The sequence below is a fragment of the Actinoplanes sp. NPDC023936 genome (assembly GCF_040639325.1).
Lineage (GTDB): Bacteria > Actinomycetota > Actinomycetes > Mycobacteriales > Micromonosporaceae > Actinoplanes.
The window spans coordinates 97792-111375 of the sequence record NZ_JBEZZR010000022.1 but is presented as its reverse complement, the minus strand read 5'-3'; the positions used below and the strand labels follow the sequence as shown (position 1 = coordinate 111375).

14 protein-coding genes are annotated in these 13584 nt (G+C 70.7%); 5 read left to right on the top strand and 9 right to left on the bottom strand.

Annotated elements, in window-relative coordinates:
- Positions 1-87: 87 nt before the first annotated feature.
- On the bottom strand, positions 88-471 hold the full coding sequence (locus AB0F72_RS26165) for a hypothetical protein (RefSeq protein ID WP_360436060.1): 384 nt from the start codon (positions 469-471) through the stop codon (positions 88-90).
- 281 nt (positions 472-752) lie between these two features.
- Here AB0F72_RS26165 and AB0F72_RS26160 point away from each other — a divergent pair, with 281 nt between their 5' ends.
- Both AB0F72_RS26160 and AB0F72_RS26155 read left to right on the top strand, forming a co-directional pair.
- Positions 753-1991, top strand: a complete 1239-nt coding sequence (locus tag AB0F72_RS26160) for a YncE family protein (RefSeq protein ID WP_360436058.1) — start codon at positions 753-755, stop codon at positions 1989-1991.
- Positions 1992-2128: 137 nt separating this feature from the next.
- The gene (locus AB0F72_RS26155) at positions 2129-2737 is read left to right on the top strand and encodes a hypothetical protein (RefSeq protein WP_360436056.1); all 609 of its coding nucleotides are present in this window, start codon (positions 2129-2131) and stop codon (positions 2735-2737) included.
- Between the two features lie 376 nt (positions 2738-3113).
- Here AB0F72_RS26155 and AB0F72_RS26150 read toward each other — a convergent pair whose 3' ends face one another.
- Together AB0F72_RS26150 and AB0F72_RS26145 are read right to left on the bottom strand one after the other, a co-directional pair.
- Positions 3114-3368 carry a hypothetical protein gene (locus AB0F72_RS26150; RefSeq protein ID WP_360436054.1) on the bottom strand — a complete coding sequence of 85 codons (255 nt, stop codon included), beginning with the start codon at positions 3366-3368 and terminating at the stop codon, positions 3114-3116.
- Positions 3369-3959: 591 nt separating this feature from the next.
- Complete coding sequence (locus tag AB0F72_RS26145) at positions 3960-4709, bottom strand: hypothetical protein (protein WP_360436053.1); 750 nt, start codon at positions 4707-4709, stop codon at positions 3960-3962.
- Between the two features lie 301 nt (positions 4710-5010).
- Between AB0F72_RS26145 and AB0F72_RS26140 the strand changes: the two genes are divergently transcribed.
- Positions 5011-5508: a hypothetical protein gene (locus AB0F72_RS26140; RefSeq protein WP_360436051.1), complete on the top strand. Its 498-nt coding sequence runs from the start codon at positions 5011-5013 to the stop codon at positions 5506-5508.
- 62 nt (positions 5509-5570) lie between these two features.
- Here the strand turns inward: AB0F72_RS26140 and AB0F72_RS26135 are convergent, their stop codons facing one another.
- Positions 5571-6404: a class I SAM-dependent methyltransferase gene (locus tag AB0F72_RS26135; RefSeq protein ID WP_360436049.1), complete on the bottom strand. Its 834-nt coding sequence runs from the start codon at positions 6402-6404 to the stop codon at positions 5571-5573.
- 54 nt (positions 6405-6458) lie between these two features.
- Between AB0F72_RS26135 and AB0F72_RS26130 the strand changes: the two genes are divergently transcribed.
- Both AB0F72_RS26130 and AB0F72_RS26125 read left to right on the top strand, forming a co-directional pair.
- Entirely contained in the window at positions 6459-7082 is a 624-nt protein-coding gene (locus tag AB0F72_RS26130) for a PadR family transcriptional regulator (RefSeq protein ID WP_360436047.1), read from the top strand.
- Between the two features lie 128 nt (positions 7083-7210).
- Positions 7211-8740: a VCBS repeat-containing protein gene (locus AB0F72_RS26125; RefSeq protein WP_360436045.1), complete on the top strand. Its 1530-nt coding sequence runs from the start codon at positions 7211-7213 to the stop codon at positions 8738-8740.
- A 108-nt stretch (positions 8741-8848) separates the two neighbouring features.
- Here AB0F72_RS26125 and AB0F72_RS26120 read toward each other — a convergent pair whose 3' ends face one another.
- From AB0F72_RS26120 to AB0F72_RS26100, 5 genes are all read right to left on the bottom strand, one after another.
- Positions 8849-9439, bottom strand: a complete 591-nt coding sequence (locus tag AB0F72_RS26120; protein WP_360436043.1) for an ATP/GTP-binding protein — start codon at positions 9437-9439, stop codon at positions 8849-8851.
- Positions 9423-9767: a DUF742 domain-containing protein gene (locus AB0F72_RS26115; protein ID WP_360436041.1), complete on the bottom strand. Its 345-nt coding sequence runs from the start codon at positions 9765-9767 to the stop codon at positions 9423-9425. The genes AB0F72_RS26120 and AB0F72_RS26115 overlap by 17 nt, the downstream gene beginning before the upstream one ends.
- A gap of 11 nt (positions 9768-9778) precedes the next feature.
- A complete protein-coding gene (locus AB0F72_RS26110) occupies positions 9779-10207 on the bottom strand; it encodes a roadblock/LC7 domain-containing protein (RefSeq protein WP_360436039.1) in 429 nt (142 codons plus the stop codon).
- Positions 10208-10223: 16 nt separating this feature from the next.
- On the bottom strand, positions 10224-12608 hold the full coding sequence (locus tag AB0F72_RS26105) for a nitrate- and nitrite sensing domain-containing protein (protein WP_360436037.1): 2385 nt from the start codon (positions 12606-12608) through the stop codon (positions 10224-10226).
- Between the two features lie 296 nt (positions 12609-12904).
- On the bottom strand, positions 12905-13498 hold the full coding sequence (locus AB0F72_RS26100; RefSeq protein ID WP_360436035.1) for a hypothetical protein: 594 nt from the start codon (positions 13496-13498) through the stop codon (positions 12905-12907).
- Positions 13499-13584 lie beyond the last annotated feature (86 nt).

The following is a 13584-nucleotide window of genomic DNA, read 5'->3' as shown; positions in this document are numbered from 1 at the left end:
TCAGGCGGTGCCCCACCCCGTGGCCGGCGTCGCCGGCCGGGCCACGGCGCGGGATCGGCACGGTCGGCTTCGTCGTCCGACGCCGAGCTATCCCTGCTCGCCGTGGGGTGTGAAGTCCGAGATGGAGGCGAGCAGGTCGCTCGACGCGTACCAGGGATTGTTCGCGTTGCCGACGACCTCGATGAGGATCGCGTCGCCGTCGCGGGCGAGCACCCGGAACTCGTCGCCGGCTCGGAGCGTCAGGCCGCCGCCGGCATCGGCGTCCCGGGCGACGCGGTGGAGCCGCGACTGGGCTGCCGCTTCGGCGCGCGCGTCGAACGCCCGCTTCATGGCCAGAATCTTCCGGAGACCTGCCTCGCCACCCCGGGTGACCACAGCGCCTCCGACGAAGAACGCGGCAGCGAGCACCCGCGGTCCGCCGACCGCCTTGGCCATGGTCGTCATCGTCTGGTAGTCGAGCCACTTGGCCACGAGTGCCCCCGTCAAGATCGATTGGGCGACGAGCGTAGCAGCGATCGTGACCGATTTTGCACCTCGGGGGCGACGCCGCGCAGGGCGCCTTCCAGCGTGGCGAGCACCGAAACCACTCCATCGGCGCTCAGCATCCGCCTGCCGGCAGCCGACCGGCACGGGACGAAGGCCCCAGCGTTTCCGATGGCCGAGCATTACGACATCTATCAATGTGAGCCGCCCTCTTGTTTCATGGGCGTTACTGCTCAGTAACAGCCGAACACATTGATGGGAGTCACGTCATGGTTCCGCTCGTACCCTGGAAACGCCTGGCCGCGGCGGCCCTGGTCGGCCTGCTCGCGGCCGGTGCCGCCACCGTCCCGGGGACCGCCGCCGCGCCCGCACTGCGTCAGGTCATGTTCGTGGGCAACAACTGGGACGGCACTGTCGACGTCATCGAGGCCAGCGGCTCCTACAGCCGGATCGGCCGCCTCTCGGTGACCCCGGACCGGGCGCAGCGGCTCACCGAGATCTACCTCAACCCGATCAAGCTGGCCTTCTACCTCGGCGTCCAGCAGGGGCCCGGCGAGGGGCACGACCAGCTCGTCGACGACATGTACACCACACCCACCGGGGACGCCCTCGTCGTCTCCCGGCCCAGTTTCGCCGACGTGGTCGCCATCGACCTGGCGACCGGGGCGCTGCGCTGGCGGTTCCCGGTCAGCGGTTTCCGCTCCGACCACATGGCGGTCTCGCCGGACGGCCGCACGGTCGCGGTCTCCGCCTCCACCGGCAACACCGTGCACGTCCTCGACATCACCACCGGCCGCCAGGTCGGCTCGTTCGCCACCGGGGACAAGCCGCACGAGAACGTCTACACCAACGGCGGCCGGCAGCTCTGGAACATGTCGATCGGCGAGGTCAACACCGACCTCGACGCGCCCTGGCTGGACTTCACCAAGGGCGACCGGAAGATCACGATCGCCGACACCAGCACGTTCTCCGTGGTCAGGACCATCGACATGCGGCCCCGGCTGGACGCTTTCGGCCGCCGGGACCTGTCCGACGCGGTCCGTCCCGCCGTCTTCGCACCGGACGAGTCCAAACTGTACTTCCAGGTCTCGTTCTTCGCCGGGCTCGTCGAATACGACGTGACAACCGACAAGATCTCCCGGGTACGGGACATGCCCCAGAACCCGGCCACCGACCCGGACCGCACCACGTGGGTGAACGACTCCCGTCACCACGGCCTGTCGATCAGCCGGGACGGCGCCAAACTGTGCGTCGCCGGGACCATGGACGACTACGCGACGGTGGTCGACCGGGCCACGCTCAACCCGGGACCGCTGGTCACCGCGATCAAGCCGTACTGGGCGACGGTGAGCGCGGACGGCCGCGACTGCGTGATCTCGGAGGCGGGCGCCGACAAGGTGACCGCGATCAGCTTCGCCACCGGCCGCGCGGTCACCTCGGTCGGCGTCGGTGACCATCCGCAGCGGGTCCGCATCGGTCAGATCCCGGTCGGCTGGACCGCCCCCTGAGCCTGAAGCATCGATCTACGTCTCGATGAATGCCCGCATGAGCTGCTTCCCTCCAAACTTACTCTGGAGTAACCTCAGGGCCGCATGCCGGTTCGCGAACCCCCGTCCGTGAGAGCCACCACCACTCTGGAGGAACCGTGGGTTACCTTCGCCGCACCATCGTGCTCGCCACAGCGACAGTGCTCGGGGCCGCCGCCGCGATCACCGCCGCCACTCCCGCACAGGCCGCACCGATCGCGATCGATTTCAACAACGTCACGGGTACGACCCATCTGGCCAAGCCGAACGTCGACGTCACCGTCCCGACGTCGTCCGTGAAGACCCAGATCGACCTGGACACCAACACGGTGACCGGCAGCGTCAACCTGGCCGACCTCACCGCGAAGCTCAAGCTGGCCAACCTGATCGGCGTCACCTCGACGGTGAAGATCGTGCCGGTCGGCAACCTGACCGGCACCATCGATCTCGGCGCGTCGAAGCTCTCGACGACGTCGCAGTTCACGCTCCAGGTCACCAACGTGCACAAGGACGCCCTGCCGAAGCTCAACCTGGTGAAGCAGGGCTGCCGCACGGTCCGGCCGTCCACGCTGACCCTGAACAACACCAGCCCGGTCGAGCTGTTCAAGCCGATCACGATGCAGGGCACGTACACGATCCCGCCCTTCACCGGGTGCGGGCTGCTCACGCCGCTGCTGACGCTGCTGCTGTCCGGCCCGAACAACACGATGACGCTCAACCTGATCTGACACCACCTCCGCCCCGGATTCCCGTCCCCACGGGGATCCGGGGGCGGAGCCGATCACACTCCCGGGCGCACCGCGGGCGCCGTCTTCCCGAGCTCTACCGATCGATCGCCTGCCAGCGACGCCCTTACGAGCCTGCCAGCGACGCCCTTACGAGCCTGCCAGCGATGCCCCTACGCGCCTGCCAGCGATGTCCCTACGCGCGCCTACCAGCGATGCCATTATTGGGCTGCGAGACACGGCGGTCGGTTGCCGCGATGATCGAAGACACGGCCGGAAGGCCCGGTCGACCGAGACCGCAGATTCGACCGGTAAGGCGAGGCGCCGCCCATGACGAAGGGGACCGGCGATGCCGAGGAGATCGCGGCCGGCTCCGGTGTCATTTGTCGGTTCCGCTGCACGGCGGACCTCTGCCATTCTTCGGATCATTCCATTTCTGGCGCTTACCGCGCGTGAACGGCAGCCCTCCCCTGAGTTCGGAAAACCGGCCGATCATTTTGTGCCGGACATCTTGAACCACTGGCCCCGGCACCCGGCGCGAGCGCTTGAGCACCGTTGCCCGATCCGCGGTCAGCGTCTCCGCCTCGACAGCCGGCGCATCAGCCGCCGATGTTTGATGCGCGGTCGCTGGCACGGTCGCAGACTGCACCTGACCTGTGGAGGGGGCGCCAGCGACGGACGCAGCCGGAGCAAGGGACGCAGCACCGGCTGCGGACGGCGGCGGCGTATCGCACGGCGCCGGGGTGGCCGACAAGGCCGGGTTTTGTGGTGGCGGCTCCGGGACTTGTGGTGCCGGCTCCGCAGCAGCCGGAGCCTCCATCTGATCACGCAACTGACGCAGCCGCCGAGCATGCCGCTGCACAAGGCCCCACGCGCGATGCCGCTCGTGCTCACGCCGGAACCGCTCCCCCTCCGGCGAATAATTGCGACGCGCAGCAGGGTCCCGCAGATGCCTCACGGGGAATAAAGAAAGCTGCGCCATGAACCCATTGTCGCCGCCCCACCGGAAACCGGCCAACAGAAATCACTAATACTTCACATGAGCTCCGGTCATGATCGCCACCCATCCGCTGCCCGCGAGAACCCGTAACAGGATAAGCAATCTTGGAACCCGCACGGCGTTCATTGTTCGGCCGCAATTCCCGCGTTACGGACCGTCGCAGCTGCCGCCACCGGCCAGCGCACGCTCGAGCCGAGAAGAGTGCGAGTGTCATCCCAAACAGTGCTACCCCACTCTGGCGACCCAGCCATTGGCGACCACTGCAGCGCCGAGCCGTTGCATCGCTTCCTTGAGTTCAGCGGATTCCCGGGCCTGATGTGGCGGAGTCTCCGAATAGAAGTACGAGTAGAACATCCCGGTATGCCACTGTCTTGTCACATCCCCCGCCAGCAGTTGGTCGAACACTGCCGTGCCGAATGGTCGCAGCCGGTCGGAGACGAAGAAATCAGTGGCCGGCGACCAATACGAACCGGAATGCAACTCCGTCGGGGTCGGCGTGGGCTCCTCCAGTCCGAGCACAGCGTAGAGCGGGTCGAGCGTCTCGCAAAGGTCGCGGCAGAGCCTGGTCAGCTCACGCCAGGACCGCTCCGCGTCGATGCGATCCTCTTCATCCATGTACGCCGGATCCACGTCATGTACGTCACCGGAGATGAGGACCTCGACCGAACGACCACCACGGACATCCCCTTTGCCGAAGGTCACCGCGACCGGGCCCAACTCGGCAGTCATCAGGTATACCCGGTAAGGGCGTCGATCCACGCGCGGCGCGGGCCAGTCGTCGACACTCATGACCGCGAGATCGCTCACATACGAGAACGGGCCCGGATCGGATTGCCCCACCCACGCCTCGCCGGTGTACTCCGCGCCTCGTGCCACCAATGTCGCGCAGACCGAATCCAGCGCCTCGGCGTCCGCCAGCCGATCGAAAAACAATCCGACGGAAATCAGGGACCCCTCCGGGCGCGAATGGCTCACCGGCAGATCGTACATATCAGCGAAGAACGCGCGCCGGGCTACCGGACTCGAACCGGCTCATGCCGCTGCGGAGCAGTGCCCGCAGCAAAAGGCAACATGACTGAACATGACGCACCTTCCCATGTGCCTTTGCCCGGCGCGCGCAAGGAAGCTATCCCATGTCAGCCGGGAGCGCGAGACGGTTCGAGCTGAGCCGGCGCCATGAATGTCACCTCTGTGGAGGCGCGCCCGCGACGCGTGTGCAACACCGGAGTGCCGGATGAGATAGTCGGGAGCCGTGACGGTGAGACGCCCAGAATCAGTGATGGTGATCGCCGCAGTCGCACTGGTGCTGGACAGCTTCCTGCCGTGGTACGTCGAGCGCTGGACGTCGATGCGGTACGGCACAGGTCAGGTGACCGAACACGTCAACACGGCATCCGCCTGGGCGTCTTCGACCGCGTGGTCGGCCGGGATCATGCTGACGGTGACTGCCGTGCTCGGATGGCTGCTCTGGCCACGCCGGCTCTCCCGGCGGGTGCGGGACGCCGGTACAGCCATCGTCGCACTCGCCGCCGCGGTGACGACGGTCAGCACCTGGCTGATTGCCATAGCGACGCCGGATGGTGACGGCGGCACCTACAGGTTTGTGTCCACGCTTGACGGTGGGCCACGGCTCGGCAGCATTGTCCGCGACTCGTTGACCTCCGGAACCGCCGGCTGGGGCTTCTACATCGGCGTCCTGCTGATGCTGACGATCGCTGCGTGCGCCCTCCTGCTCCGCCGCCGCGATGCACACGCCACCCCGGCGATGACATAGGCCCGGAATGAAAACCGCGGCGAGTAACAGACGACCGGTAACAGGCGACCGGGAAGCAGAGGTCACCCGGACCGGGCGGTGATCAGCCATGCGGACGAGCCGAAACAGACGCCGTCCGGCGTAGCGTGCCCCGCCAGCACGCGCCGCAGGTTCTCCGCCGAGGCGGCCCGGCGTGCGTCGTCCTGCCCCTGCAGCATCCAGCCGAGCAGTCCGAGCAGGAACTCGTGCGCCTCCCCCACCGTGCGGCCGTAGTTCATCGCCTCGCTGACCGCGGTGAGCTCGATGCCGGTGAACCCGGCCGCGCCGAGCACCGCCCGCACCTCGTCCGGGTCGCTGAGCGAGAACGGGCCCGGGCCGCCGGGCGCCGACGCCGGCAGCTCGCGGCCGGTGAGCGCCCGCGCGAACTCGTTGATCCACTCTTGCCGGCCCGGTTGCTGCCAGGTGAGCAGCACCAGCCGGCCGCCGGGCGCGAGACCCCGGCACAGATTGGCGAAGGCGGCCCGCGGCCCTTCGAAAAACATCGATCCGGTACGGCTGATGACCACATCGAAGGCCCCGGAGCGGAACGGGTGCACCTGCGCGTCGGCCCGCTCGAAGCTGATGTTGGCCAGCCCGGCCCGGCCGGCGAGCTCGCGCGCCACGTCGAGCATCGCCGAGGACAGGTCGACCCCGACCGCGTGGCCCGCGGGTGCGGCGGCCGCCGCCGCGCGTGTCGTGACGCCGGTGCCGCAACCCACGTCGAGCACGCGATGGCCGGGCTCGATCGCGGCGGCGGCCAGGAAGGCCGGCTGATAGCGCGCCAGGGAGCCCTCGAAAAGCTCATGGTGGCGCGCCCAGTAGGCGCCCTCGTCGCCGTTCCAGGCCCGCTCCTGCTCCCGGTTCGTCTTGCTGGTCATCACACCTCCCTATACTCTCATTGAGAGTATTCAGAATGGTCCCAAGGAGAGTATGTGTCAAGCGCCCGCCCTACCAGCACCACCTTCGCCGTGCTCGGTCTGCTGGCCGTCCGGTCCTGGAGCACCTACGAGCTGACCCGGCAGGTGCAGCGCAGCCTCGGCCGGATGTGGCCGCGCGCCGAGAGCCGTCTCTACGACGAGCCCAAGAAGCTGGTGACCCTCGGCTGGGCGACCGCCACCACGGAGACCGTCGGGCGGCGGCCACGCACGGTCTACGCGATCACCGAGGCCGGCCGCGCCGCTCTGGCCGGGTGGCTCGCCGAGCCCGGCGACGGGCCGGTCCTCGAGTTCGAGCAGCTGGTCAAACTCGCCTACGCCGATCACGGCACCCGCGAGGACGCCCTGCGCACCATCGCCGCGGCCCGCGACTGGGCCGGGAAAGCCAACGCCGGCAACCTGGCCGCCGCCCGTGAGTACGCGGCCGGCGAAGGCCCCTACCAGCACCGGGCCGCCGTACCCATGCTCGCCGGCGCGTTCTTCACCGACTTCTACGCGATGGTCGCGCGGTGGGCCGACTGGGCCACCGAGCAGGTCGAGTCCTGGCCGGAGAATCCCGCCGACGCCGTCGCCGACCCGGCGGAACTGACGGCGATCGCCCGAAAAGCCGACTGGAGCTGAAACATCTTCGTCTCATTGCCCCTCCGCGCCTTCCGATCCGGGCCCGATCTATGGCAGATTGGTCCCGCGTCGACGGTCATGGGGAGGTCCGGTACGACATGGCAGTGACTCAGGTTCGCACTCGTGTCGTGCACCGTTTGTTGCTCACCGCGTCACTCGCCGTCGGGACGGTCGCCTCGCTGGTGCCCGCGGCCGCGCAGGCCGCCCCGCTGCCGGCGCCGGCGCCCGGGTCGACGGCCTGCATCCCCGGCGACGCCACCGCCGCCGACAGGGCGATCGCCGAGCAGTTGCGCCCGCTGATGAACGGCCGGCGTCTCGGCTCGGCCGTCAGCGGCCGCGCCATCGCCTGCGCCCGGATCATCGTCGCCCGGGTCAAGGCCCGCGACCTGCCCGAGCGGGCCGCCGTCATCGCGATGACCACGGCGATCGCCGAGAGCACCCTCAACAACCATCGCGTCGCGCACGACCATGACAGCCTCGGCCTCTTCCAGCAGCGGCCCTCGCAGGGCTGGGGCAGCACCACGGAGCTGACCGACCCGGCCTATGCGACCGACGCGTTCCTCAAGGCGATGCAGCGCAAGTTCCCCGGCGGCGGCTGGCTGACCGGCGACATCGGCGCGATCTGCCAGTATGTGCAGACGTCGGCCTACCCGGGCGCCTACTCGCCGGAGGCGCACGACGCCGCGCTGATCGTCGCGCGCCTGTGGTCCGGCGCGTCGCCGGCGACCGGCCCCGCGTCGTCGCCTGCCTCGCCGGTCCCGCCCGCCTCGCCGGTCTCGCCCACCCCGGCCTCCTCCCCCACGCCGACCGGGCCGTTCCAGCGCGTCACCGCGACGGCGGAAACCGAGATCGGCGCCCTGACCGGGCAGCACGAGCTGCTGATGGCCGACTGGGACGGCGACTCGCACGACGACCTGATGGTCATCAACGGCGCCGGTCTGGCCACCGGCAAGACCGAGGTCCGCATCCTGAACGGGACCCGCGACTTCACCTCCCTGTCGCTGATCACGGCGACCGCGATCGAGGCCACCGACGCCCGGCACGACTACACGGCCGCCGACTGGAACAGCGACGGCCGGCCCGACCTGGTGGTGGTGCAGAAGACCGGCACGGACAGCGGCAAGGTCGAGATCCGGGTCGCCGACGGGGACTCCTTCCGCGACCTGATCCTGGACGCCACGACGAGTCTGGCCGTCGACGACCGCGCGCAGTTCGCCGTGGTGGACTGGAACGCCGACGGCCGCCTCGACCTGGTCGCGGTGCGCACGTTCGGGACCGCGAGCGGCAAGGTCGAGGTCCAGGTGCTCGACGGCGCGGCGAACCTGCAGCGCGATCTGCTGCCGACGATCGTCACCGCGGAGCCCGTGCAGGACGGCATGCAGGCCCAGGTCACCGACTGGAACCGGGACAAGCGACCCGACGTCGTCCTGGTGCGTAAGCCGGCCACCGCCGAGGGCAAGACCGAACTGCACGTCCTGGACGGCGCGGCGAAGCTGAGCCGCACGCTGGTGAAGGCCCGCACGCTGCTGGGCCTCGCCGACGAGCGGTACGCGGTGCTGGTCACCGACGCCAGCGGCGACAAGCGCCAGGACATGGTGGTGGTGCAGAAGACCGGCACCGCGAACGGCCGCGCGCACGTGTGGGTGCTCGGCGGCTGACAAAGCGACGACCCGGCGGGCGAAGGCCCGCCACCGAAGCCGACGACCCGGCGGGCGAAGGCCCGCCGCCGAAGCCGACGATCCGGCTGCGGAAGCGGACGGCCCGGCTCACACGCCGGCGCGTTCCAGGCGCCGGGTCAGCACCCGCTCGGTGAGGGCCACCAGCACCGCCTTCACCGACTCGCGGCGGCGGGCGTCGCACTCCAGCAGCGTGATGCCGTCCGGCACCCCGACGGCGTCCCGGACCTCGCCCAGATCGAATCGCCGCGCGCCGTCGAACGCGTTGACGCCGACGACGAACGGGATGTCGTGCTCCTCGAAGTAGTCGATCGCCGGGAAACAGTCCTCGATCCGGCGGGTGTCGACGAGCACGACCGCGCCAAGCGCCCCGGTCACCAGGTCGTCCCAGAGGAACGCGAACCGGTCCTGTCCCGGCGTGCCGAACAGGTAGAGCAGCAACGCGTCGTCCAGCGTGATCCGGCCGAAGTCCAGGGCGACAGTGGTGGTGGTCTTCGCGGCCACCGCCGACGTGTCGTCCACCCCGATCGACCGCTCGGTCATCTCCGCCTCGGTGACCAGTGGCTCGATCTCGGAGACGGCGCTGACGAACGTCGTCTTGCCGACGCCGAAGCCCCCGCTGATGACAATCTTGACGGCTACCGGCGTCAGCGCCGGTACGGTGTCAGAGCGCCCGAACACGATCCCTGATCCTCTCGATCAACGCGGTGGAGAGTTCGCCCGGCGCCTCGCCGACCACCAGGAACCCCTCGGTGATCAGGTCCGCGACGATCACCCGGACCACGCCGAGCGGCGCACCGAGCGCCACCGACAGGTCCGCGACGGACCGGGGAACCTGACAGAGCTCGACGATGCGCCGGGCCTCGAAACGCAGCGGCGCCGACAGCGCGGCGGGGGCGGCGTGCAGCTGGGTCTCCACCCGTACCCCGTCGTGCATGGGCTGGGTCCGCCCGCCGGTGAGCATGAACGGGCGCACGAGCGGCTCATCGGCGTCCCTCGGACGGTTCATCGCGGCAGGTGTCATCGCGGGAGGTATTGCCGCGACTCGGCGATCAGCGCCGGTGTGAGCAGGTCACCGAAGCGCTCGGCCAGCAGGGAGATCTCGTAACCGATCAGGCCGAGGTCGCTGTCGCCGCCGGCCACCACGCCGAGGCAGCTGCCGCCCGGGATCACCGAGATCACCAGGAAGCCCCGGCGCATCTCGATCATGACGAGTTTGAGGCCGTCGAAGTCGTACCGGCGGGATGCGGTCCGCGCCAGGCTCGCCATGCTCGACACGATCGCGGCCAGCTGATCCGCGTCGGCCCGGCTCAGGCCGTCCGAACCGGCGATCAGCAGGCCGTCCGACGACACCGCCACGGCGTCCCGGACACCGTCCGTCTGGTGCACGAAGTTGCCCAGCATCCAGTTGAACTGATGCCGGTCGGCGGCGGGCGCGTCCACGCTCATGCGGGTACTCCTCGGGTCAGGGGCGGCGGGCGCCACGATGGATGCCGTCACGCAGGGCGGTGAGCCGGTCCCGCACCGCGCGGGGCGAGTCGGTGACCAGCGCCGGAGCCTCGGCTGCGGCGGCCGGCGCCGGCCCCGGGGTGACCGGCGGCCGCACCCGTGGGATGCGTTTGCGCAGGCCGTTCGGGGTGCGTGGCGGTTCGGCGCCGGAGTCGCCGTCGCGGTGAAGCGCGCGAGTGTCCATCGTGGCGCGCGGAGCCGGCACGATCGGAGCCGGCACAATCGGAGCCGGCACGATCGGGGCCACGGTCGCCGACGCGTGCGCCGTCCCGGAGGTCCCCGGGGACGCGGGGGTGCTCACGGACGCCGGGGTACTCAGGGGCTCCGGGTTCGCCCAGGTCACCGGCCTCTCCGGCAGCACCACGTAGTCGACCTCGTCGGCCTGCGGCCGGACCCGCAACGGGCTCACCCGCACGGGCTGCGCCACCAGCGGATCGGGCTCCACCGGGGCCAGCGCCGGCGGATCGGCCAGCAGCCCGGCCGGCAGCACCACCCGGGCCGTCACCCCGATCACCGGTGACGGCGTGAGCTGCACGTCGACGTTCATCTCGGCGGCGAGCCGGCCGACCACGTAGTGCCCGAGGAACCGGGCCGGCGCGGTCAGGAAGTCGCCGCCACCGCGCAGCCTCTCGTTGGCCCGGCGCAGGTCCGGGTCGGTCATCCCGACACCCTGGTCGCAGATCGCGATCAGATAGCCGTCGTCGAGACGCCGTCCGTGGATCTCCACCTCCAGGTCCGGCGGGGAGAACGTGAGGCCGTTCTCCACCAGCTCGGCGAGCATGTGCGCGAGGCCGCTGGCCGCCGGGCCGTGCACCGTCGCGTCGTCCATCCGGCGCAGCACCACCCGCCGGTATTCCTCCACTTCGGAGACAGCGGATCGGATCACGTCGGCGAGCGCGACCGGCCGGGTACGCTGCCGCGGGCTCGCCGCGCCGACCAGCACCAGCAGGCTTTCCGCGTTCCGCCGCATGCGGGTGGCCAGGTGGTCGAGCTCGAAGAGGTTCGCCAACTCGGCCGGGTCGGACTCCTCCCGCTCCAGGTGGGTGATGAAGCCGAGCTGGCGGCGCAGCAGGTTCTGGTTGCGCCGGCCCAGGTTCGCCAGCGACTCGGCGCTGGTGCGCCGCAGCGCCGCCTGCTCGGTCGCCAGGGTGTACGCCGTGGTCTGCACCCGGTCGAGGGCGTCGGCGACCCGGCGGACCTCGCCGCTGGCGTCCGGCGGAACCCGTACCGGATCGGGTGGCGTCGTGTCCCCGCCGGCGACCGCGCGGCTCACCGCGGCCGGCAGCCGCTCCCCCGCCAGCCGGTGCGCCTCCTCGGACAGGGCGGCGAGCGGCTCGGCGAGCGACCGGGTCGCCACCGTCGCGAGATAGAGCGAGCCGGCCAGGCAGAGCAGCACCACCGCGGAGAGGGCGCCGACCCGGACGGTCGCGCGTTCGCGCAGCTGCTGGGCCCGGTCCTGGGCGTCGGCGCCGATCCGCTGGGCCAGCCGGGACAGGTCGTCCAGGACCGTGGCGAGCACCGTCCACCACCGTTCGGCGCCGACGCGCAGCCGCTCACCGCCGCTCGCCTCCAGCGCCACCTGTTCCATGGCGCGTGCCTCGGCCGCTGCCGGCGAGGCGAACAGGGCGTCCTTGGCCCGTGCCGCATCGGGGCCGGCGAACTCGTCGAACTCGCCGAGCGCGAGGTCCCGTACCGCAAGGATCTTGACGAAGTCGGCGAACTCGCCGGCTTCGAACCCACCGGCCGAGAAGACCACGTTGAGGACGGCGCGCTCCCGGGCGATCGCCTCGGTCGCCTGGTTGAGCATCTCCAGCGACTCCGCGCCCCGGCGCAGCTGGTCGTCGGCGACCGTCTCCAGGTCCAGGAAGATGTCGCCGAGCTCCTCGATCAGCTCGGTGTAGAAGTCGAACGTCTCGGTGTCGCCGGCCGATCCCGCGTCGGCGCCGGCCCGCACGTCCCGCAGCTCGTCCAGCTGTTCGACCTGCTCGGCCGCCTGCTCGGCGAGCGGGCCGCCACCGGCCAGCAGCGCCTCCACCCGATCGCGGCGCGCGTCCACCCGCTCGCGGGCGGCGGCGATCTCGGCGCGGAAACGCTCGTCGCCGGCGAGCATCCCGGCGGTCACCCCGCGCTCGGTCTGCAGCTCCCGCGCCAGGCTCTGCAGCGCCAGCACCACGTCGACCCGGGTCTCGGTCGCGTTCGCCGCCCGGTACCCGGCGACCTCGCCCGCGGCGACCACGCTCAGCAGCACCAGCATGGCCACCAGGGGCGGCACGAGGGTGCGGACGACGCGACCGCGAATCGTGCCACCGCGTGCGGACGTCGCGCCGCTCCTGTGCCCCATGCGGTCTTCCCTCCGTCGCCTCCGGCCTCCGGCGCTCGCGCACGGCGGTGGCCGCGCCGGAGCAGGCCGTTCCGGCCCGCCGCACACGATTGACGCTCACGATCGGAGGGTCAACACCACGATCGAGGGACACCAATGGGTACGGTCGTCGGCGCGCCAGGTCGGGCGGGGGCGCACGGAGCGTGGACCCCCCGTCCGGGCGACCCACGAACGGATGGTCGCGGCGGTCAGCCGGGGCGGGCCGCCATGCCCAACTGGGGCAGGCCGCCATGCTCAAATGAGGCGGGCCGCCATGCTCAACCGGGCCGGGCCGCCATGCTCGGCCGGTCGGCGCCGGCGCGGTCCCGGGCGATCCGGGCGAGCCGCGCGGCGGTTCCCGGGTTGATCCGGTTACCGCCGGCGGTGAGCAGCTTGTCCAGGTCGCGGTCGGTGGTGATCAGGCAGGTGGTGGGCAGGCCGTGCGTGCTCAGCACACCGGCGCCGGCGAACGCGAGGACCGGGGTCACCGGCACGTTGACGCCGGCCGCCTCGGAGAGCGCGGTGTTCGCCCGGGCGGCGGCACGGCGGGCCTCGGCGACATAGGGCAGCCGCCTGCCGTTGATCTGCACCACGTCGCCGACGATCAGGACGCGGGAGAGTCCCTGGTCGGCGACGGTGACCGCGTAGACGCCGGCGGGCCCGATCGCCAGGAAGCTCGCCCGGGCGCGCACCGGGTCGCTCTCGTCGTGCCGGCGTGACAGCCCGGTCTGCGACCAGTCGACGATGTGCCAGCTCTCTCCGAGGCGGCCGAGCCGCCCGAACGCCCGAGCACCGGCGACCTCGAGCCGGCGGTCGATGCGGTCGGCCCGGCGGCGCCGCACCCATTCCGCGGGTGACAGTCTCGTAGACATCCGGCCACAGTAGCGCGCGCCCGCCATCACTAGAATGTCCGACACCCGCCGGCGTTATTCGCGGTGACACGAACGCATTATCGGCG

What these genes read in the sequence shown, in the direction of transcription:
- AB0F72_RS26160 (WP_360436058.1), top strand. Translation starts at nt 753, where the DNA reads ATGGTTCCGCTCGTACCCTGGAAACGCCTGGCCGCGGCGGCCCTGGTC.
- AB0F72_RS26135 (WP_360436049.1), bottom strand. Translation starts at nt 6,404, where the DNA reads ATGACCAGCAAGACGAACCGGGAGCAGGAGCGGGCCTGGAACGGCGAC.
- AB0F72_RS26115 (WP_360436041.1), bottom strand. Translation starts at nt 9,767, where the DNA reads ATGAACCGTCCGAGGGACGCCGATGAGCCGCTCGTGCGCCCGTTCATG.
- AB0F72_RS26110 (WP_360436039.1), bottom strand. Translation starts at nt 10,207, where the DNA reads ATGAGCGTGGACGCGCCCGCCGCCGACCGGCATCAGTTCAACTGGATG.
- AB0F72_RS26105 (WP_360436037.1), bottom strand. Translation starts at nt 12,608, where the DNA reads ATGGGGCACAGGAGCGGCGCGACGTCCGCACGCGGTGGCACGATTCGC.
- AB0F72_RS26100 (WP_360436035.1), bottom strand. Translation starts at nt 13,498, where the DNA reads ATGTCTACGAGACTGTCACCCGCGGAATGGGTGCGGCGCCGCCGGGCC.